The sequence below is a fragment of the Brucella tritici genome, assembly GCF_008932285.1.
GTDB lineage: Bacteria > Pseudomonadota > Alphaproteobacteria > Rhizobiales > Rhizobiaceae > Brucella > Brucella tritici.
The window spans coordinates 272,935-292,882 of the sequence record NZ_WBVY01000001.1 but is presented as its reverse complement, the minus strand read 5'-3'; the positions used below and the strand labels follow the sequence as shown (position 1 = coordinate 292,882).

Genomic DNA, 19,948 nt, shown 5'->3' with positions numbered 1-19,948 from the left:
GAAACCTTAGGCGACCGTCCCTTAGGCACAGGGCGTCGGACGCCGCAGCCTGCGACGGGGTTCCCCATTTCCATGACTATTTCCAATACGCGAGACATCACGCCGGAATTGATCGAAGCGCATGGTCTTAAGCCGGACGAGTATCAGCGCATTCTTGATCTGATCGGACGCGAGCCCACCTTCACAGAGCTCGGGATTTTCTCGGCGATGTGGAACGAGCATTGCTCCTACAAGTCCTCCAAGAAATGGCTTCGCACGCTTCCGACAACCGGACCGCGCGTTATTCAGGGCCCTGGCGAAAATGCAGGCGTGGTGGACATCGGCGATGGTGATTGCGTCGTCTTCAAGATGGAAAGCCACAACCACCCGTCCTACATCGAGCCCTATCAGGGTGCAGCGACCGGTGTCGGCGGCATTTTGCGCGACGTGTTCACCATGGGCGCGCGTCCCGTTGCGGCGATGAATGCGCTCCGCTTTGGCGAACCCGATCATCCGAAGACCCGTCACCTGGTATCCGGCGTCGTGTCGGGCGTCGGCGGCTATGGCAATGCCTTCGGCGTGCCGACCGTTGGTGGCGAAGTGAACTTCGACAAGCGTTATAACGGCAATATCCTCGTCAATGCCTTTGCTGCCGGTCTTGCCAAGCATGATGGCATCTTCCTGTCGGAAGCCAAGGGCGTCGGCCTGCCGGTTGTCTATCTGGGTGCCAAGACGGGCCGCGACGGTGTCGGCGGCGCGACCATGGCATCGGCTGAATTCGACGAGTCGATTGAAGAAAAGCGCCCTACCGTTCAGGTCGGCGATCCATTTACCGAAAAGTGCCTGCTCGAAGCCTGCCTTGAGCTGATGGCCTCCGGCGCGGTTATCGCCATTCAGGATATGGGTGCGGCTGGCCTCACCTGTTCGGCTGTCGAAATGGGCGCCAAGGGTGACCTCGGCATTGAACTCATACTCGACCATGTTCCCGTCCGCGAAGAGAACATGACGGCCTATGAAATGATGCTGTCGGAAAGCCAGGAGCGCATGCTCATGGTTCTGAAACCTGAGAAGGAAGCCGAAGCGCAGGCGATCTTCCGCAAGTGGGGTCTCGACTTCGCCATCGTCGGCAAGACGACCGACGATCTTCGTTTCCGCGTTATTCATCAGGGCGAGGAAGTCGCCAATCTGCCGATCAAGGATCTGGGCGATGAAGCGCCGGAATATGATCGTCCGTGGATGGAGCCGGGCAAGCACGCGCCGCTCCCTGCCAGCAATGTGCCGCAGGTGGAAGACTATTCGGCAGCCCTTCTCAAGCTCATCGGTTCGCCCGATCTTTCGTCGCGTCGCTGGGTCTATGAACAGTACGATACGCTCATTCAGGGCAATTCGCTGCAGGTTCCGGGCGGCGACGCCGGTGTAATCCGCGTCGAGGGTCATGAAACCAAGGCTCTTGCCTTCTCATCCGACGTGACACCGCGCTATTGCGAAGCCGATCCATTCGAGGGCGGCAAGCAGGCCGTGGCCGAATGCTGGCGCAACATCACCGCGACCGGCGCGGAGCCGCTGGCATCAACCGACAACCTGAATTTCGGCAATCCTGAAAAGCCGGAAATCATGGGCCAGCTCGTCAAGGCCATTGAAGGCATCGGTGAAGCCTGCCGCGCGCTCGATTTCCCGATCGTTTCGGGCAATGTCTCGCTCTATAACGAGACCAGCGGTCAGGCCATCCTGCCAACGCCGACCATTGCCGGCGTCGGCCTCATCCCGGACTGGTCGCAGACGGCCAAAATCGGCGGCATGCAGGATGGTGACACGCTGGTTCTGCTTGGCGGCGATGGCGCACATCTTGGCCAGTCCATTTACCTGCGCGATCTGTTTGACCGTGCCGATGGCCCTGCCCCGACAGTCGATCTGGCACTTGAAAAGCGTAACGGCGAATTTGTTCGTTCGGCCATCCGCAACGGCCAGGTTACGGCCTGCCACGACCTCTCCGATGGCGGTCTGGCGATTGCCGTCGCTGAAATGGCGATCAAGTCCGGCAAGGGCGCAGAACTTGATGCCGGTGATGGTCTGCCGCACGCGGTCCTTTTCGGTGAAGATCAGGCGCGCTATGTCGTCGCGGCTACGGCGGAAATGGCAAAACTCATTGCCCTCAATGCAGAAGGTGCAGGCGTTCCGTTCCGCGTGCTCGGCACGGTTGGCGGCGACCGCCTGAAGATTGGCGATCTGGTCAATGTCAGCGTTGCCGATCTGACCGACACGTTTGAAGGCTGGTTCCCCGGCTTTATGAGTGGCGAACCGGTCAGTGATAACTGATCGTATTTCTTGCGCCTGAACTCTTTGTTTTGCGCATTATCCGACGCGAAGGCGCCTCGCACTTTTGCTGGAAATGCTCTAATTGCCGCCCGGATGGAAAGCCTGTCCGGGCGGTTTGCTTGTCGGCTATTTAAGCGTTAGACAGATGTTAGTTGACGTTCCACGATGGTACGTTACGATTCGATAAAATGAGAAGAAGAAGCCGGAAACGGCGGGAGATTTTGCATGGCTATGGACGCACATGAGATCGAAAAACTGATACGCGAGGGGATTCCCGACGCAAAGGTGACGATCCGCGACCTTGCCGGAGATGGAGACCATTTCGCTGCCGAGGTTGTGGCCGAGAGCTTCCGCGGCAAGTCGCGTGTGCAGCAGCACCAGATGGTCTATGATGCTCTGAAGGGCAATATGGGTGGTGTGCTTCACGCGCTTGCCCTGCAGACAAGCGTACCGGAATAACGGAAGCCCGTTCCAGGGAGCCCCATTCGAGCAGCGAACCCCGCTGCGGCAAGATGCAGCTCCCCTTTATACGGATTTCTTGAGCATTTGACTTGCATTCGCCCCAACGGGGTGGTTACCAGCATTCAAATGACTATATTGGGGAAGACCTCCCTGTTTGCGTCGAAATTTGCCTCGACGTATTTGTTTGGCGCATAATCCTGTCCGAAAAGTCAGGCGACTTTTCGGGATTATGCTTGGAAAGGACCGCAAATGACCGGCATCAACGATTTCATCGCGAATGAAGTGAAGACCAACGACGTCGTGCTTTTCATGAAGGGTACGCCGGGTTTCCCGCAGTGCGGTTTCTCCGGTCAGGTCGTCCAGATCCTCGACTATCTCGGTGTGGAATATAAGGGCGTCAACGTTCTGTCCTCGGACGAGCTGCGCCAGGGCATCAAGGAATATTCGAGCTGGCCAACCATTCCTCAGCTTTATGTAAAGGGTGAATTCGTCGGCGGCTGCGATATCGTGCGCGAAATGTTCCAATCGAGCGAATTGCAGGCACTTTTTACCGATAAGGGTATTGCCACCAAGGCTGCTTGAGGATTAATTGCCGGTTATACGGCCTCAGCCTCACCTTTTTCCAAAGGCGCCGTTCTACGGCGCCTTTTGCATTTGCTAGATGCTACAATGACAGAATTCCATCTGTCTGCTTCTGCTTTCTAAATTTTGTCTTTCGTATCGTGTCTTTCAGACGCGATGCGCCACTTTGCCAGGGAATGCCAGTCATGCCGCTCGACATCAAGAACGGTTCGTCGGACCAGAAGACCTCCATGCGTGGACGCGGCGAATTCATTGCGCTCATCGCAGCGATCATGGCCATCAATGCGCTGGCGGTCGATATCATGCTACCCGGCCTGCCGCAGATCGGCGCAAGCCTCGGTGTGCAGTCGGAAAACCACGTCCAGTTCGTCATCACTGCCTATCTCCTCGGTTTTGGCGTTTCACAGCTTTTCTACGGCCCGTTGAGCGATCGCTTCGGCCGCAGGCTGCCGCTGTTCGGCGGGCTCGTCATTTACATTCTGGCGGCTTTGGGATCAGCCATCGTCACCGATTTCACGACGCTTATCATCCTGCGCGTGTTGCAGGGGCTGGGCGCTGCGGGAACGCGCGTAATCGCCGTCTCTGTCGTGCGCGACAAGTTCGCCGGTCGCCAGATGGCGGAGGTCATGTCGCTCGTCATGATGGTTTTCATGATCCTGCCGGTCGTTGCACCTGCAACCGGCCAGCTCATCATGCTTTTCGGCGAATGGCACCTGATTTTCCTGTCGATGGCCCTGATGGCGCTTATCGTCGGTATCTGGGCTTTCCTTCGCCTGCCCGAAACCCTGCCCGCCACTAACCGGCGCCCGCTGACGGTCAAGAGCGTGATCGGTGGCTTCGGTATCGTGCTTTCGAACCGCGTCGCTCTGTTCTACATGCTCGGCACGTCATTCATTCTCGGCGCGCTGTTCGGCTACATCAACTCGGCGCAGCAGATTTTCGTCGATATTTACAAGCTCGGCGCATTGTTCCCGCTGGCTTTCGCTGCTGTCGCCATGACACTGGCGCTTGCCTCGTTTTTGAACTCGCGCCTGGTCGGTCGCTATGGCATGCGGCGAATTTCCCAAACCATGTTGCTTGTCTTCACCAGCTTCAGCCTTTTGTGGATGGTGCTTTCCGTCACGCTGGAAAACCCTGTTCCCTTCCCGTTCCTGATGGCGATTTACATGATAATCATGTTCTCGTTCAGCCTCGTGACCGCCAATTTCAATGCGCTGGCGATGGAGCCGCTGGGCGAGGTTGCCGGAACTGCATCCTCCGTTCTGGGCTTTGCACAAACCGTGATCGGAGCGGCACTGGGCGCAATTATCGGTCAGGCCTTTGACGGCACGACCACGCCAGTTGCAACCGGCTATTGCGTGCTTGGATTTGTCGCCCTCGGCTGCGTTCTGATAGCCGAACGTGGTCGGTTGTTCAGGGTTCAAAACCCGCCCGCCGAACACGTGATCTGATCGATTTTGCCATGCAAAACAGGAAAGGCCCGCAGGTGTTGCAGGCCTTTTCGTATTAGACATTACTCTAACGGCGTTATTCTTCCCAGAGCGCCGTCTGAATGGCCTGCCAGCTATCCCTGCTCGGTGCGGCCAAAATGCCCCCGCCAGTGTGAGACGGCAGATAATCGCTTCCATCCCATCGGGCGAGATAACCGCCAGCTTCCTGATGGATCAGTGCGCCCGGCAGATGGTCCCACGGCATCAGCTTGTTGTAGACCACAAAATGTGCGCCGCCGGTGGCGAGGATGCGATATTCGTGCGCTGCACAGCGATAGCCGATCTGCGACAGAAACTTCGTATGATTGCGCGCCAGACGCGACCGCACCGGCTCAGCCGTATATTGCCACGAAATCGCACCGGTCATCTGGTCAATTGAGGCCGGTTCGGCAACGTTGACCTTGTTCATATCTCCATTGGCGTGGCGGATGTAGCTTCCGCCGCCTTTTGAAGCCATGATCCAGTCATTGCCGACGGGGTCGTGAATGATACCGGCAACGGTTTTGCCTTTCGACACGACCGCAAGCATGACACCAAAGAGCGGAACGCCGGATGCAAAATTGAAAGTGCCATCGACCGGATCGATGGTGAAGGCAAGCTCCGCATCATCAAGGCCGGTCAGCAATGCTGGATTGTCCGAGCAGGCTTCCTCACCGACGATCACCGCATCGGCAAAGCGTTCTTTAAGCTTGGCTGTGATGAACCGTTCAGCATTCACATCCGCTTCCGTTACCAGATCGGCGGGTGACGTCTTCTGCCGGATATCGCCGACATCCAGCCTGCGAAAACGGGGCATGATTTCCTGACGCGCCGCATCTGCCAGCAAATCGGCCAGCCAGTCCATCTGTCCTTCATCAAACCGCATGGTCACCCTCTCCCTCGCCATTTGTCATCAGTCCTGCAAAATCGAACAGTTTGCGATCCAGCAGATGGCTCGGACGAACATTCGTCATGGCGCGGATCATCGTGTCCTTGCGCCCCGGCATACGCTTTTCGATGTCGGTCAGCATGGCTTTCATCGCATTGCGCTGGAGCCCTTCCTGACTGCCGCACAGATCGCATGGAATGATCGGAAACTGCATCGCGGCCGCAAATTTCTCCAGATCGTCCTCCGCGGCATAAGCCAGCGGGCGGAACACCATCAGGTCTCCTTCGTCGTTCAACAGCTTCGGCGGCATCGCAGCCAGACGCCCGCCGTGGAACAGGTTCATGAAGAAGGTCTCGAGAATATCTTCCCGGTGATGGCCAAGAACGATCGCCGAACAGCCCTCTTCACGCGCAATGCGGTAGAGGTTCCCACGGCGCAATCGCGAGCAGAGCGAGCAATAGGTGCTGGTCTCAGGCAGCTTGTCGGTGACGATCGAATAGGTATCCTGATATTCGATGCGATGCTCGATTTCATACCGGTTCAGGAAGTCCGGCAGAATGTGCTTGGGAAAGTTCGGCTGTCCCTGATCCAGATTGACCGCCAGCAACTCGACCGGCAGCAGGCCGCGCCATTTGAGATCGAGCAGCAGCGCGAGCAGGCCATAGGAATCCTTGCCGCCTGAAAGGCAAACCATCCAGCGCTCGCCAGGCTTCACCATCGAGAAATCCTCGATAGCCTGCCGCGTCAGGCGCAAAAGACGTTTGCGCAGCTTGTTGAACTCGACCGTGGTCGGCACATCGCGAAAAAGCGGGTGGCAGCCGTCGCTGCCTGCGTCTTCTGCGATATCTGGATCGAAAGCGTTCATAATGCTTCCCGAAAAAACGATTGAAGATGTTGAAGGCTTAATAGCGAAAACTGGCGGCGGGGAAAACCGCGAAACAACATTTGTTTGCGAAAGACGCAAAACCGCTTCGCACTTTTGCTGGAAAAGAAAAAGCCGCGCTGCATGCACAGCGCGGCTTTTCGATTTCGGCATATATCCAGCGCGCCAGAGCGCGCCTGGAATTAACGCGAATAGAATTCGACGACGAGGTTCGGTTCCATCTGAACGGCGTAAGGCACGTCCGTCAGGGTCGGAACGCGGGAGTACGTCGCAACCAGCTTGTTGTGGTCGACTTCGATGTAATCCGGAACATCACGTTCTGCGAGCTGAACAGCTTCGAGAACGATAACCAGCTGCTTCGACTTTTCGCGAACTTCAACAACGTCACCAACCTTCAGGCGGTAGGACTGAACGTTGACGCGGCGACCGTTCACATTCACGTGGCCGTGGTTGATGAACTGGCGGGCAGCGAAGATCGTCGGAACGAACTTGGCGCGGTACACAACTGCATCCAGACGCGATTCCAGCAGACCGATCAGGTTTTCACCGGTGTCGCCCTTGCGGCGAGCGGCTTCTTCGTAGGTCTTGCGGAACTGCTTTTCGGAGATGTCGCCGTAGAAGCCCTTGAGCTTCTGCTTTGCGCGGAGCTGTACACCGAAATCCGACAGCTTGCCCTTGCGGCGCTGGCCGTGCTGGCCCGGGCCATATTCACGACGGTTTACAGGGGACTTCGGACGACCCCAGATGTTTTCGCCAAGACGGCGATCAATTTTGTACTTAGCGGATTCGCGCTTGCTCATCGCATTTCCTTCAAAAGGTTATAGCGCCCGGAGGCGCTGGAGGAAACGCGCCCTCCTCTGCCCTCCGTTTTAGAGGACTGACAGGATGAAGCGCGCGAGCGCAATCTTCATCCACGGGACACGTCAAATGAAACGCCGGCACGAAACGCGCCAGCGATGGGCGGCTTTTAGTCATGCAGCCGTTATCTTGTCAAGCTCAAGCAGCCGAAAAAGCCTGAAAAACCGGTCTGCAACGCCTGTTCCCTACCATTTGCTACGGCCTGCCATCAAGCGTGAAGGAACGCCACCGCCTGTTTCAACATTAGGCATGACGGAACCGCTATTCATGAGGCATCAATGGCTTTGTCTTTTTTCCTGCCCGGCAAGGGTGCATTCACCACTCTGATTGCGCTCAGCCTTGTCGCGACGCCGTGTTTTTCCGGCATCGGTTCCGATGAGGCACAGGCGCAAACTTTCATCGAACGCATCCTGAAGCAGGATGCCCAAAAGGCAAAACAACATCGCAAGCGCCCAGCGGCAAAGCGCAGCCAGAAGAAATCGGCTCCGAAACAGCAGACAACCAAACAGCGGGAAAGTGCCCCGGCAAAAGCCGATAGCAAACCCATTCCCGGCCTCATAATCCCCGTTCCCACGCCTGCTCCGCGCCCGGAAGATACCGCAAACAAGGCTCCGCAACCGGAAACTCCACCCGTTCCAACAGAAAAGCCGGAAGCAGAGCCCGAAAAACAACCGCTGGCCAAGCCTGCTCCTTCCACTCCGACACAGGCAGAGCCGCCAAAACCGGCTGATAACCCAAAGCCGACGGATGAGAAACCGCAAGAATCGAAACCTGGCCCTGAACAGCAGACAAAGCCGGAAAAGGACGAGCGTGTCTATCAGGTATCCTGCCCGGCACTGATCTCCGGCGATGTTGAGGGCAAGCTGTTACCTCCGATCGACGATGGCGAGCAATGCGGCACCCACTCTCCATTGTCGCTATCCGCCATTGGCAAGGACAATCCTTTGAAATTCGCCAATGCCGTCACTACAAATTGCGCCATGGCCGTCACGCTGGCTGAATGGAGCAGCGAGGTAACCAAAGCCGCCAAGGATGTTTACGGTCCGGATTTGAAAATCTCGGAAATCGGCACCGGCTCGGATTACCAGTGCCGGAAGGTCAACGGCGCTTCCACAGGACGGGTTTCCGAACATGCTTTTGCCAATGCGCTCGACATCATGTCGTTCAAATTTTCGGACGGCAGCAAGACGGAACTGGAAAGCGGATGGAACGGCTCCGACAAGGAGAAGGCTTTCTGGCGCGCAGTACATAGCGCAAGCTGCAAGCTTTTCATGACTGTCATCGGTCCGGACGGCGATGCTGCCCATCGCACCAACATGCACCTCGATCAGGGGTGTCACGGCAAATCCTGTCTTGCACGTATCTGCCAGTAGGATATCGTCGTAAGCGTTGGAAATTCATAAAAAAATCAGAATCGCAGCAGTAATCTCTATTTCATTATCGATTCAATCCCGTCACTCGCTGGTGAATGACGGGTTTCCAGAAGGACATGGGGCATGAAATCGACCAAATTTATTGTTTCCGCAATTTTCGCACTTGGCTTTTCCGCTGCGGCCCATGCCGATGCCGTTCCGAAAAGGACGAAGGATTTTACGGGCAATTACCAGACGCTCGTGAAGGATCAGCAGGCAGCTCCGCAAATCGCCGACTACATTGCCAGTGCCTATGATTACGTCAAGAAAAGCAAGAAATATGACCGTCTCGGCTTCACCAAGGATGACATTTCCGCGGCTGAAACCAATGATAAATCTTCGAAATTCAGCACCAGTGACCCACGCAAGGTTTCCGCTGTCATCTCGGTTCCCGGCGAAGCGCGCAACAAGGGTGCGTCCACAAAATGGGACAGCATCATGCTGCGCTGCGGCATCACCGATGGCAAGCTGAAGGCAATTGAACTGGCTCCGAACAAAGCGGGCAAGTAAACAACCTGACCTTTGCGGCGAGTGCCCGCTGGCGCTCGCCAATTCTGTTCAGTGCTTTTTCTTGTCGTCTACGTGTTCCGGCAAGCCTTTGCGCTTGGTTTCGGCAAACTCTTCCAGTTCCTTCTCGGTCATCGATTCAAACATTTCCTTCGACGCACCGAAGAGTTCGCTTTTCTTGATTTCACCGCGCTTGGCAGCAAGTGCAGCACCGGCGGCCTTCTGTTGGGCCTGGGATTTTGCGGGCATCAGACTTTCTCCTGTTTGAAAGTCAAACGCAAATGGAGTGAGGCCGGTTCCTTTCTATTCGACGCCTCCATCAAAACGTGATCGCGCATCGCGAAGCAAATCGCGATTCCTGACGGCCCATTGCCCCAGCACGTCGATAGGCACAGCGAGAGAATGTCCAAGTTCCGTCAGCGAATATTCCACCTCGGGCGGAGATGTCGGGCGAACATGCCGGGACACGAGGCCATCCCGTTCCAGCGACCGCAGTGTAACGGTCAGCATGCGTTGAGAAATACCTTCAATGGTTCTGCGTAAAGCATTGAAACGCATTGAGCCTTCCTGAAGATTGAAAATAACAAGAATGCTCCATGTGTCGCCCACCCGGTCCAGCACTTCGCGGATCGGACAGCCACCGTCCGCATCGGTTTCGAAAGCAGGCGTCGACGAAAGCAAAGGCGTCTTGCCATCTGGGCGTGTCGGTATGGTCATCTTGTTTCTCCAGGACAGCCAGTTGCAGACCGGCGTTCTTCTCCATCGTTACAAGCCAGAGCAATTCCGGCAAAAGTGCGAAGTAGTTCTCGTCAAATAGCATTTAAAAACGAAGAGATAGAACGATACGATGGTTCCACATTAACGGGAACCGCCCTGAACACTTGCCTTTATGGCGGTTACTTCCATGTATCCTGCTCATGTAAAAGTGCGTTCTTCACAAGCATGATGGCATTACATATGTGGTTATCAGAAATAACCTGATTATGAAACATACCTTATTTCGTTTGATACGAGAAGGTCGAAAAGGAGAATGCCATGACCAAGATCGCACTGATCGGCGCAACAGGTTTTGTCGGCGCTGCAATCCTCAAGGAAGCCGCTGCACGCGGCGACCTGGTTACAGCGCTTGTTCGCCATCCGGAGAAAGTTGAAAAACTGCCCAATGTGACGGCAGTAAAGGTCGATGTGTTCGATACCGACGCGCTTGCAAAGCAGCTTGCAGGACATGACATCGTGATTTCAGCCTATAATCCAGGTTGGAGCGACAAGAATATCCGCGAAAACCACATCAACGGCAGTCGTTCCATCACCGAAGCGACCAAAAAGGCAGGGATCAAGCGCCTCATAGCAGTTGGCGGCGCAGGCAGCCTTTCGGTCAATGGCAACCAGTTGGTCGACTCGCCTGAATTCCCCGCCGAATGGAAGGAAGGCGCGCTCGGTGCCCGTCAGGCGCTCGAAGACCTGCGTGGCGAGAATGAGCTGGAATGGTCATTCGTGTCGCCAGCGATCATTCTTCAGCCGGGCGACCGCACCGGAAAATATCGTCTTGGCGGCGACGAACCGGTTTTCGACGACAAGGGTGAAAGCAAGATTTCGGTTGCTGATCTGGCAGTCGCAATTCTGGATGAGGCAGAAAAAGGCCAGCATATTCGCAAGCGTTTCACGGCCGCCTATTGATGCCAATCACAAAAACGCCATGTTTTTGACAGGCGTTCGCCGCAAAACCGGTGGTGAAATACGCACATCACCACCGGCTTTTCGCACAAAAAGACCGCAAAACAGGCCAGTCCCCGCTTTGCCTTAATTAGAGCGGTGCTCTCACTCACACCAGTTCCACATCCACGACGCCCTGAATGGCTTTCATGGCGCTGGCGATCTGCGGACTGACGCGATAGCGATGCGGCAGCTCGATCTCGACTTCACGCTGACCGTTATCCTTGATGACGATGAGGCTCACCTGCCCATCGCCGCGCGTGTTGAAATGCGGAGCGATATGACGAACCGCATCAGCAGAGCGCAGATAAAGCCGCAACGCCTTCTGCATACGGCAGGCTTCGTCTTCCAACGACTGCACCGTCTGGATGCGCAAGCCGATACCTTCGGGGCGATTTTCCGCCTGAACGGTGATTACCACCGACTTGCCGCTCTCCAGAAGATCGCGATATTGCGCAAGCCCTTCGGAAAACAGCACCGCTTCGAACTGGCCGCTGGCATCGGACAATTGCACGATACCCATCTTGTTGCCGGTGCGTGTCTTGCGTTCCTGACGGGCAGTCACGGTGCCCGCCAGACGACCGGCATTGGCGCCACGTTTCACGGCTGCGGAAAAATCCGCCCAGCTTTGAACACGCATGCGGTTCAGCACATCACGATATTCATCAAGAGGATGGGCCGACAGATAGAAGCCGACCGCCTGAAACTCGCGGTGCAGCATTTCCGATGGCAGCCAGGGAGCGGCCTGCGGCAGGATAAGCGTTTCCTTCGGCGCGCCTGACAGTCCGAAAATATCGGATTGGCCGCTTGCGGCATTTTCCTGCGTGCGCTGGGCAAAGCCCATGATGCGGTCCATGCCTGCACTCATGGCTGGGCGCTCACGACCGAAACAATCCATCGCCCCGGCATTGATGAGACTTTCCAGCACGCGCCGGTTGACGATGCGCGGATCGACCCGCTCGCAAAAATCCTCAAGGCTTTCAAAAGGCTTCTCGGCACGCACATCGACAATATGATCGACTGCTGCCTCGCCAACGCCCTTGATGGCGGCAAGCGAATAGAAAATCTGCTTTTCGCCGACTTCAAACGGACGGAAGGAAGTCATCACCGAAGGCGGCACGACCTCAATGCCCAGACGGTTCGCCTCGCGGCGGAAATCGTTGAGCTTGTCGGTGTTCGACATATCGTAGGTCATCGACGCGGCGATGAACTCAACCGGATAATGCGCCTTCATATAGGCTGTCTGATAGGACACGATGGCATAAGCGGCAGCGTGCGACTTGTTGAAGCCGTAGTCAGCGAACTTCGCCAGCAGGTCGAAGATCATGTTGGCCTGAGCCTTGTCGACGCCGCCCTCAATCGCGCCATCCACGAAGCGGACACGCTGCTTGTCCATTTCCTCGCGGATCTTCTTGCCCATGGCACGGCGCAAAAGGTCAGCTTCTCCGAGCGAATAGCCGGAAAGCACCTGTGCGATCTGCATCACCTGTTCCTGATAGACGATAACGCCCTGCGTTTCCTTGATCAGGTGATCGATCTTCGGGTGGATGGAGGCAATCTCCTCCTCACCATTCTTGCGCGCATTATAGGTCGGAATATTCTCCATCGGACCGGGACGATAAAGCGCGACAAGCGCAATAATATCTTCAATCCGGTCGGGGCGCATGCCGAGCAGCGCCTTGCGCATACCGGCACTTTCCACCTGGAACACGCCGACCGTTTCGCCGCGCGACAGCATTTCATAGGTCAGTTCATCATCGAGCGGCACATGGGACAGATCAATTTCAATGCCCTTGCGCGCCACAAGTTTGACCGCCGTTTCAAGAACGGTCAGCGTCTTGAGACCAAGAAAGTCGAACTTGACCAGTCCCGCCTGCTCGACCCATTTCATGTTGAACTGCGTAACCGGCATGTCGGAACGCGGATCGCGATACATGGGGACCAGTTCCGACAGCGGACGGTCACCGATCACGATACCGGCGGCATGGGTCGAGGCGTGGCGGTAAAGCCCTTCGAGCTTGAGCGCCATATCGAGCAGCCGTCCGACCACCGGCTCCTTCTCACGCTCCTCATTGATCTTCGGCTCGGTTTCGATGGCCTGTGCCAGTGATACCGGATTGGCCGGATTCTGCGGCACCAGCTTGCAGAGACGATCAACCTGCCCGTAAGGCATTTCCAGAACGCGACCGACATCGCGCAATACGGCGCGCGCCTGCAGGGTTCCGAACGTGATGATCTGGGCTACCTGATCGCGTCCGTACTTTCCCTGCACATAGCGGATCACCTCTTCACGGCGGTCCTGACAGAAATCGATATCAAAGTCGGGCATCGAAACGCGATCCGGGTTGAGGAAGCGTTCGAAAAGCAGTGAGAATCGCAAAGGATCGACGTCGGTAATCGTCAGCGCATAGGCGACGAGCGAACCGGCACCCGAGCCACGGCCCGGCCCGACCGGAATGCCATGGGCTTTGGCCCATTTGATAAAGTCGGCAACGATCAGGAAGTAACCCGGGAATTTCATGCGGGTGATAATGCCGATCTCATATTCGAGGCGTTCGGCATATTGTTCTGTCGTGTAGCCTTCTGCGAGACCGATAGTCTCCAGGCGCATCTTCAGGCCTTCGCGCGCCTGCCGGGCAAGCTCATCAGCTTCTTCCTGAACGGCGGCTTCCGGATCATCGGATTCGCCGGTAAACCGTGGCAGGATCGGCGCACGGGTCTGCGTGTACCAACTGCAGCGCTCCGCAATTTCGACCGTGTTGTCGAGCGCTTCCGGCAGATCGGCAAAGAGTGCCGCCATTTCCGCACGGCTTTTCAGATGATGGTCCGGCGTCAGACGGCGGCGGTCATCATTTGATAGAATCTGGCCTTCCGCAATGGCAAGAAGCGCGTCATGAGCTTCGAAATCTTCCGCCTTGAGAAAGAAAGCCTCATTGGTGGCCACCAGAGGCAGATCCATCTCATAGGCAAGCGCAACCGTCTTGGCTTCCAGCGCACGGTCATAACCTGCCTGGCGCTGCAACTCGACATAAAGCCGGTCACCAAAGGTTTCCCGCAGGAATGCAAGTCGCGTCTCCGCCCTGTCAGGACGGTCGGCGGCAAAAGCACGACCGATTGGTCCCAGTGCGCCGCCGGAAAGAATAATGACGTCTTTCGACAATGGCGGGAGCCAGCTTGCTTCGACATGCACTGGATCGCCCGCGGGCGTCTCCATAAAGGCGCGGCTGACGAGCCGCACGATATTCGCATAGCCCTCTTCCGTTGCCGCGAGCAGCACGATTGGAGCAAGATCCAGCGCGACCCGGCGATTGACGCTGCGGCCATTATCATTGTGATCGCCGAAGGCAATATCGACCTGACAACCGATGATGGGTTGCAGACCATCTTTCGATGCCTTCTGCGCAAATTCGAGCGCACCAAACAGATTGTTGGTGTCGGTGACCGCGATAGCCGGCGCCTCGTCGGCAATCGCCTGTTTGATGATCTTGCCGAGCGGCAATGCGCCTTCCAGCAAGGAATAGGCCGAGTGTACCCGCAGATGCACAAAACGTGGCGTCAAAGCACCGTCTTTTGCTGCATTACCTGCTGCTGCATCACTCATTCCATCGACCCCGATCATCTGCCGAGCCGCCCGGATGGACATACATCCGGCGCTCCAAATCCACGCATCGCGCTTTCCGAAAACCGATTCAGGTCTTCGGGCTGATGCAGTAGCCGCCTGATAGCACATTGCTTGCAGGATGAACCACACATGGTTCAACGCGGCTGGCGACTCTGTCGCCTGATAGCGTCAGTTTCGGGGAATGATATGGCGATGTCCAGTAAGACTATCGCCACCTTGTAGCGGGTTCACAGGAACCGGCCAGAGCATCTCCAGTTTTTCCGGAATCATCGGAGATGCTCTATCTTTTCACGCATGTCTTTGCCCCAAAACTGGTTCCCACTTTTGGGAGGCATGCACTATCTCCTTCAGATCGCACTCACCCAGATGGCGAAAGTTGCAATGAACAGGCTTACCGAAATGAAAGACAGAACGTCGTGGACGAGATCGGTCATGTTGGAAACTCCTCTGTGTTCACGTATGTTTATTTTTTGTTCTATTTTTGTTCCAAAGTCAACACCCATTCCAGCACGGCATTCAATTTAGGGTTTACGAATAACTAATATAGCTGCGACCTATGGCCGAACATGCGAAGGCCAGTTTCTATACAGATGAGCCTGCCTTCGCCGATCATGAAAGGTTGTCGCCGCACCGCTGAGGCGGTTTTCATAAAGCAGGTCTATATCGACTGTCGCTGTTACCGTCGTTGCAATGCCTGTCGGCGCTTCGGCAATAATACCCGCCGCGTTTTTCCAGGCAAGATCGCACGGACCAAGGATCGAGCTTCTTGCGAAGTTGCTCGGGAGCGGCGCGCCCAGCTCACCGCCGAGACAGCTATGCACGAGGTAGACCTGGTTTTCGACGCAGCGCGCCTGAGCGCAATGCCGCACCCGCCAGAACCCCTGTTCGTTAAATGTCGCGGACGGCGCCAGAATTATTTCTGCGCCCTGTTCGGCCAGAGACGCAGCGCATTCTGGAATTTCGTTTTCATAGCAGACATTGAAGCCAACCTTGGCGAAGGGCAACGTAATCGCATCCATCCTGTCCCCCTCTGCAGTGGACCATCCGGCTTCGGCGGGGAAAATATGTGTTTTGCTATGCGGGAAGCATTCGCCATCCGGCCCGAAGAGATATGCGATATTCTCGTAGCGGCTTTCCGCAACCCTTTCCAAATGTGACCCTGCCGCGATGAAACAGCCGCGTCGTTTCGCTTCTTCCGCGAACAGCGCCTTATAGTCGGAAGTGAATTGATCGATCAGCACCAGATCGGAGATCGGGCGGTGTCGCCATTCCGGCAAAGTCGTGAAAAGTTCGATGGTGAACAGTTCAGGAAAGACCACAATGTCTGCCCCTGCCGCCTGGTCGAGAAACCTGTGCACACGCGCAGCCATATCCTCAAACCCGCGGATTTCCTCGACGCAATATTGGCAGACAGAAAGGGTGACTTCACGCGACATTCAAATTTTCCTTTCGCCAGTTGTTGGCCTCCGCAGTTCCCGTTCGACCGGAACTGCCTTGGAAACAGGAAGGAAAATTTAGAATGGAAGGAAACGGGCTGCCAGCCATACAAACGGCTGGCAACTATGCGCTCCTCAAATGGAACAATGCATGAGGAAGCCCCTCACAAATCGACGACCTTGCCATCCTTCAGCGTGACGCGCCGGTCCATCCGGCGGGCAAGTTCATGATTGTGCGTCGCGATCAGGGCCGCAAGCCCCGACTGACGCACGAGCGCTTCCAGAGCGCCGAAGACGTAAGATGATGTCGTCGGATCGAGGTTGCCGGTCGGCTCGTCCGCCAGAAGAACAAGTGGCGCGTTGGCAACGGCACGGGCAATGGCGACGCGCTGTTGCTCGCCGCCGGAAAGTTCAGATGGGCGATGCGAAGCGCGCTTGCCGATCTTCATATATTCAAGAAGCTGCTGTGCACGCTCTGCTGCGGCTTTCCTGGGCAGGCCGCGGATCATCTGCGGCATCATCACATTCTCCAGCGCGGAAAATTCCGGCAGGAGATGGTGGAACTGATAGACGAAACCGACATCGTTGCGGCGCACAGCCGTGCGCTCGTCATCGGACAATTTGCTGCAGGCACGTCCGTCAAGGAAAACCTCGCCGTTATCGGGGCGTTCCAGCAGGCCCGCCGTGTGCAGCAATGTCGACTTGCCCGCGCCCGATGGCGCAACAAGCGCAACCATTTCGCCACGGCGGAGCGTGAAATCGGCATCTTTCAGAATGACCAGTTCGCGGTCGGCTTCCTTATAGGCGCGGCCGACACGCTCCAGCCGCATAATGATTTCAGCCGCCATTTATTCGTACCTCAATGCTTCAACCGGATCGAGCTTGGCAGCACGCCAGGCCGGAAAAATGGTGGCAATGAATGAAAGCACCAGAGCCATGACGATAACGGAGATGGTTTCACCGGGGTCCATCTTCGCAGGCAATTGGCTAAGGAAGTAAAGTTCCGGATTGAAGAGCGTGGTTCCCGAGAGCCACGAGAAAAACTCCCGCAGACGCTCGACATTGAGGCAAACGACAACGCCCAGAACGACACCGGCTACCGTGCCGGTGACGCCGATGGCGGCGCCCGTCATCAGGAATATGCGCATCACCGCGCCACGGGTGGCCCCCATGGTTCGCAGGATCGCAATATCGTGCCCCTTGTCCTTCACCAGCATGATGAGGCCGGAAATGATGTTCAGCGCCGCAACGAGCACGATCAGCGTCAGGATCATGAACATGACATTGCGCTCAACTTCCAGCGCCGAGAAGAAAGTCTGGTTACGCTGGCGCCAGTCGACAAGCGAGAGCTGGCGTCCCGCTGCCTCTTCCACAGGCGCGCGCATCGCATCCACCTTGTCGGGATTATCGACAAAGATTTCCAGCGATTGCACCTTGCCTTCCTGATTGAAGAAGAGCTGCGCCTCGGAAAGCGGCATCATGACAATTGATGAGTCATATTCCGACATGCCGATCTCGAAGATCGCGACAATCGGATAGGCTTTCACACGCGGATTGACGCCAAACGGGGTCACATCGCCATCCGGCGAAATTACCCGCAGCGTATCACCGATGGAAAGGCCGAGATTTTCGGCCATGCGGGTTCCGATGGCGACGCCGCCGCCCTGATCGAATCCCTTCAATGTACCCTGACGAATATTGCCGGAAACGAGCTTGAGCTTGTCGAGATCCTCTTCACGAAGACCGCGCACCAATGCACCCGTTCCAGCGCCTATATTCCCCTGAACAAGCGCCTGCCCTTCCACCACGGGAATGGCGAACTTGATACCGGAAATGCCGTCGATCCGCTTGATAAGGCTGGCATAATCATCCAGCGGACGATCAATCGGCTGCATGATGAGATGGCCGTTAATGCCCAGAATTCGCGAAAGAAGCTCGGCACGGAAGCCGTTCATCACCGCCATGACGATGATGAGGGTCGCCACGCCCAGCATGATGCCGGTGAAAGAAAACCCGGCAATGACCGAGATAAAAGTCTCGCGGCGGCGCGCTCGCAGATATCGCCATGCGATCATCCGTTCGAAAGCCGAGAATGGACCGGACTTCGGTACCTTTTGGGCTACCTTTGCCTGATCCCCGGATTTTGCTGCCGCCGCGTTGCTCATGCTTCTGCCGTCAACAGGTTGATCGCAGCTTCAACGCTCAGGTTCTGGCGTTCGCCGGTCTTGCGATCCTTGATTTCGACTTCACCGGCGGCAACGCCACGCGGGCCAACGATCACCTGCGTCGGCAGGCCGATCAGGTCCATCGTGGCAAACTTTGCACCCGGACGGTCATCCGTGTCATCGAGCAGAGGATCGACGCCTGCATTGGTCAGCGCTTCGTAGATCTTCTCGCTTACGGCGTCGCAGCCTTCGTCGCCCGGCTTCATGTTGACGATACCGGCACCGAACGGCGCGATGGCTTTCGGCCAGATGATGCCTGCGTCATCGTGGAAGGCTTCGATGGCAGCCGCGACGAGGCGCGACGGACCGATGCCGTAGGAACCCATCGACACCAGATGTTCCTTGCCATCCGGGCCCTGCACTTTCGCGCCCATCGGTTCGGAATATTTCGTGCCGAAATGGAAGATGTGGCCGACTTCGATGCCACGTGCCGAAACCTGATCTTCCGGCTTCACCTTGGCCCAGTCGGCCTCGTCATGCATTTCGTCGGTCGCCGCATAAGGCGTCGTCCAGCGATTGACGATATCGGTCAGTTGCGCATCGTTGCGGAAATCGGTGTCCGCGCCCGGCACGGCGAGATCAAGATAGGCCTTGTCGCAGAAAACCTGGCTTTCGCCGGTTTCGGCCAGAATGATGAATTCGTGGCTGAGGTCGCCGCCAATCGGTCCCGTATCGGCCCGCATCGGGATGGCCTGCAGGCCAACCCGCGCAAAAGTGCGCAGATAGGACACGAACATTCGGTAATAGGCCATTTTCGCGCCCTCATAGTCGAGGTCGAACGAATAGGCGTCCTTCATCAGGAACTCACGCGAACGCATCACGCCGAAACGCGGGCGCACTTCGTCGCGGAACTTCCACTGGATGTGATAGAGATTGAGCGGCAGGTCCTTGTAGGAGCGCACATAGGAACGGAAAATGTCAGTGACCATTTCCTCATTGGTCGGGCCGAAGAGCATATCGCGCTCCTGACGGTCCTGAATGCGCAGCATTTCCTTGCCATAGGCATCGTAGCGACCGCTTTCGCGCCACAGATCGGCGGACTGGATGGTCGGCATCAGAATTTCATTGGCGCCCGCGCGGTTCTGCTCTTCGCGAATGATATCGCAAACTTTGTTGAGAACCTTGAGACCGAGCGGCAGCCAGGCATAGATGCCGGCTGACTGTTGACGGATCATGCCCGAACGCAGCATCAGCCTGTGGGAGACGATTTCCGCCTCCTTGGGGTTTTCCTTCAGAATAGGCAAAAAATACCGCGACAGACGCATCGTAACCACCAATCAAGAGGGACTGCCTGAGTGCTTCAAGAATCAGGCAAAAATTAAGCATATTCGTCGGTTTCTTACCGGGTTATACACCGGTTGGAAACCCGCCTGGAAAAGCTTTCACGGCAGCGGATTTCCCCATCCACAACCATAATAGCCCGCCGAAAGAACCAGAGGTGCGAAATACGGCCTCCAGATTCACATTCAATTTCAATATATTACAGATATATCACTCTCACTGAGGAAAATTTGCGAAAGAAATATGACGCCACAGAAGATTTTTCGTGACAAAAGCTGTGCAGTTCGCTATTTTTTTCATCATAAGAGCAACAA

17 protein-coding genes are annotated in these 19,948 nt (G+C 56.3%); 7 read left to right on the top strand and 10 right to left on the bottom strand.

The genetic code is table 11. The features are described 5' to 3' along the window. Positions 1 to 72 precede the first annotated feature (72 nt). The 4 genes from purL to F9K94_RS01475 all read left to right on the top strand — a co-directional run bounded on the left by purL (position 73) and on the right by F9K94_RS01475 (position 4,790). Positions 73 to 2,295 (top strand): phosphoribosylformylglycinamidine synthase subunit PurL, encoded by a 2,223-nt coding sequence (purL, locus tag F9K94_RS01490; protein WP_151643232.1) that lies wholly within the window; start codon positions 73 to 75, stop codon positions 2,293 to 2,295. A 225-nt stretch (positions 2,296 to 2,520) separates the two neighbouring features. After that, a complete protein-coding gene (locus F9K94_RS01485) occupies positions 2,521 to 2,754 on the top strand; it encodes a BolA/IbaG family iron-sulfur metabolism protein (RefSeq protein ID WP_002963968.1) in 234 nt (77 codons plus the stop codon). A 252-nt stretch (positions 2,755 to 3,006) separates the two neighbouring features. Beyond that, complete coding sequence (gene grxD / locus F9K94_RS01480) at positions 3,007 to 3,339, top strand: Grx4 family monothiol glutaredoxin (RefSeq protein ID WP_061345429.1); 333 nt, start codon at positions 3,007 to 3,009, stop codon at positions 3,337 to 3,339. 185 nt (positions 3,340 to 3,524) lie between these two features. Further along, positions 3,525 to 4,790: a multidrug effflux MFS transporter gene (locus tag F9K94_RS01475; protein WP_151557345.1), complete on the top strand. Its 1,266-nt coding sequence runs from the start codon at positions 3,525 to 3,527 to the stop codon at positions 4,788 to 4,790. A 76-nt stretch (positions 4,791 to 4,866) separates the two neighbouring features. On the opposite strand, the gene F9K94_RS01470 is transcribed toward F9K94_RS01475, so the two are convergent. From F9K94_RS01470 to rpsD, 3 genes are all read right to left on the bottom strand, one after another. Then, positions 4,867 to 5,694 carry an inositol monophosphatase family protein gene (locus tag F9K94_RS01470; RefSeq protein WP_151643230.1) on the bottom strand — a complete coding sequence of 276 codons (828 nt, stop codon included), beginning with the start codon at positions 5,692 to 5,694 and terminating at the stop codon, positions 4,867 to 4,869. Next, a complete protein-coding gene (ttcA, locus tag F9K94_RS01465) occupies positions 5,684 to 6,562 on the bottom strand; it encodes a tRNA 2-thiocytidine(32) synthetase TtcA (protein ID WP_151643228.1) in 879 nt (292 codons plus the stop codon). The genes F9K94_RS01470 and ttcA overlap by 11 nt, the downstream gene beginning before the upstream one ends. Positions 6,563 to 6,762: 200 nt before the next feature. Next, positions 6,763 to 7,380, bottom strand: a complete 618-nt coding sequence (gene rpsD / locus F9K94_RS01460) for a 30S ribosomal protein S4 (protein WP_061345432.1) — start codon at positions 7,378 to 7,380, stop codon at positions 6,763 to 6,765. A gap of 336 nt (positions 7,381 to 7,716) precedes the next feature. Here rpsD and F9K94_RS01455 point away from each other — a divergent pair, with 336 nt between their 5' ends. Beyond that, positions 7,717 to 8,811, top strand: coding sequence for an extensin-like domain-containing protein (locus F9K94_RS01455; RefSeq protein ID WP_151643226.1), 1,095 nt, complete (start codon positions 7,717 to 7,719; stop codon positions 8,809 to 8,811). A 123-nt stretch (positions 8,812 to 8,934) separates the two neighbouring features. Further along, positions 8,935 to 9,360, top strand: coding sequence for a type IV secretion system effector BspC (gene bspC, locus F9K94_RS01450; protein WP_151643224.1), 426 nt, complete (start codon positions 8,935 to 8,937; stop codon positions 9,358 to 9,360). A 48-nt stretch (positions 9,361 to 9,408) separates the two neighbouring features. Here the strand turns inward: bspC and F9K94_RS01445 are convergent, their stop codons facing one another. Continuing rightward, complete coding sequence (locus F9K94_RS01445; protein WP_139975688.1) at positions 9,409 to 9,606, bottom strand: DUF3008 family protein; 198 nt, start codon at positions 9,604 to 9,606, stop codon at positions 9,409 to 9,411. A 54-nt stretch (positions 9,607 to 9,660) separates the two neighbouring features. Continuing rightward, entirely contained in the window at positions 9,661 to 10,074 is a 414-nt protein-coding gene (locus F9K94_RS01440) for a winged helix-turn-helix transcriptional regulator (RefSeq protein WP_061345436.1), read from the bottom strand. Positions 10,075 to 10,392: 318 nt separating this feature from the next. On the opposite strand from F9K94_RS01440, the gene F9K94_RS01435 reads away from it, so the two are divergent. Further along, positions 10,393 to 11,034 (top strand): NAD(P)-dependent oxidoreductase, encoded by a 642-nt coding sequence (locus F9K94_RS01435; protein ID WP_151643222.1) that lies wholly within the window; start codon positions 10,393 to 10,395, stop codon positions 11,032 to 11,034. Between the two features lie 145 nt (positions 11,035 to 11,179). Here the strand turns inward: F9K94_RS01435 and dnaE are convergent, their stop codons facing one another. The 5 genes from dnaE to proS form a co-directional block, all read right to left on the bottom strand. Continuing rightward, positions 11,180 to 14,671 carry a DNA polymerase III subunit alpha gene (gene dnaE, locus F9K94_RS01430; RefSeq protein ID WP_151643220.1) on the bottom strand — a complete coding sequence of 1,164 codons (3,492 nt, stop codon included), beginning with the start codon at positions 14,669 to 14,671 and terminating at the stop codon, positions 11,180 to 11,182. 575 nt (positions 14,672 to 15,246) lie between these two features. Further along, positions 15,247 to 16,128, bottom strand: coding sequence for a carbon-nitrogen hydrolase family protein (locus tag F9K94_RS01425; RefSeq protein ID WP_151643218.1), 882 nt, complete (start codon positions 16,126 to 16,128; stop codon positions 15,247 to 15,249). Between the two features lie 164 nt (positions 16,129 to 16,292). Further along, positions 16,293 to 16,976 carry an ABC transporter ATP-binding protein gene (locus tag F9K94_RS01420; protein WP_061345439.1) on the bottom strand — a complete coding sequence of 228 codons (684 nt, stop codon included), beginning with the start codon at positions 16,974 to 16,976 and terminating at the stop codon, positions 16,293 to 16,295. Continuing rightward, complete coding sequence (locus F9K94_RS01415; protein WP_151643216.1) at positions 16,977 to 18,293, bottom strand: lipoprotein-releasing ABC transporter permease subunit; 1,317 nt, start codon at positions 18,291 to 18,293, stop codon at positions 16,977 to 16,979. After that, positions 18,290 to 19,618: a proline--tRNA ligase gene (gene proS / locus F9K94_RS01410; protein ID WP_061345441.1), complete on the bottom strand. Its 1,329-nt coding sequence runs from the start codon at positions 19,616 to 19,618 to the stop codon at positions 18,290 to 18,292. Before proS ends, F9K94_RS01415 begins: the two co-directional genes overlap by 4 nt. Between the last annotated feature and the right edge of the window lie 330 nt (positions 19,619 to 19,948).

Coding starts and splice junctions, on each gene's coding strand:
- purL (WP_151643232.1), top strand. CDS start 73: ATGACTATTTCCAATACGCGAGACATCACGCCGGAATTGATCGAAGCG.
- F9K94_RS01485 (WP_002963968.1), top strand. CDS start 2,521: ATGGCTATGGACGCACATGAGATCGAAAAACTGATACGCGAGGGGATT.
- grxD (WP_061345429.1), top strand. CDS start 3,007: ATGACCGGCATCAACGATTTCATCGCGAATGAAGTGAAGACCAACGAC.
- F9K94_RS01475 (WP_151557345.1), top strand. CDS start 3,525: ATGCCGCTCGACATCAAGAACGGTTCGTCGGACCAGAAGACCTCCATG.
- F9K94_RS01470 (WP_151643230.1), bottom strand. CDS start 5,694: ATGCGGTTTGATGAAGGACAGATGGACTGGCTGGCCGATTTGCTGGCA.
- ttcA (WP_151643228.1), bottom strand. CDS start 6,562: ATGAACGCTTTCGATCCAGATATCGCAGAAGACGCAGGCAGCGACGGC.
- rpsD (WP_061345432.1), bottom strand. CDS start 7,380: ATGAGCAAGCGCGAATCCGCTAAGTACAAAATTGATCGCCGTCTTGGC.
- F9K94_RS01455 (WP_151643226.1), top strand. CDS start 7,717: ATGGCTTTGTCTTTTTTCCTGCCCGGCAAGGGTGCATTCACCACTCTG.
- bspC (WP_151643224.1), top strand. CDS start 8,935: ATGAAATCGACCAAATTTATTGTTTCCGCAATTTTCGCACTTGGCTTT.
- F9K94_RS01445 (WP_139975688.1), bottom strand. CDS start 9,606: ATGCCCGCAAAATCCCAGGCCCAACAGAAGGCCGCCGGTGCTGCACTT.
- F9K94_RS01440 (WP_061345436.1), bottom strand. CDS start 10,074: ATGACCATACCGACACGCCCAGATGGCAAGACGCCTTTGCTTTCGTCG.
- F9K94_RS01435 (WP_151643222.1), top strand. CDS start 10,393: ATGACCAAGATCGCACTGATCGGCGCAACAGGTTTTGTCGGCGCTGCA.
- dnaE (WP_151643220.1), bottom strand. CDS start 14,671: ATGAGTGATGCAGCAGCAGGTAATGCAGCAAAAGACGGTGCTTTGACG.
- F9K94_RS01425 (WP_151643218.1), bottom strand. CDS start 16,128: ATGTCGCGTGAAGTCACCCTTTCTGTCTGCCAATATTGCGTCGAGGAA.
- F9K94_RS01420 (WP_061345439.1), bottom strand. CDS start 16,976: ATGGCGGCTGAAATCATTATGCGGCTGGAGCGTGTCGGCCGCGCCTAT.
- F9K94_RS01415 (WP_151643216.1), bottom strand. CDS start 18,293: ATGAGCAACGCGGCGGCAGCAAAATCCGGGGATCAGGCAAAGGTAGCC.
- proS (WP_061345441.1), bottom strand. CDS start 19,618: ATGCGTCTGTCGCGGTATTTTTTGCCTATTCTGAAGGAAAACCCCAAG.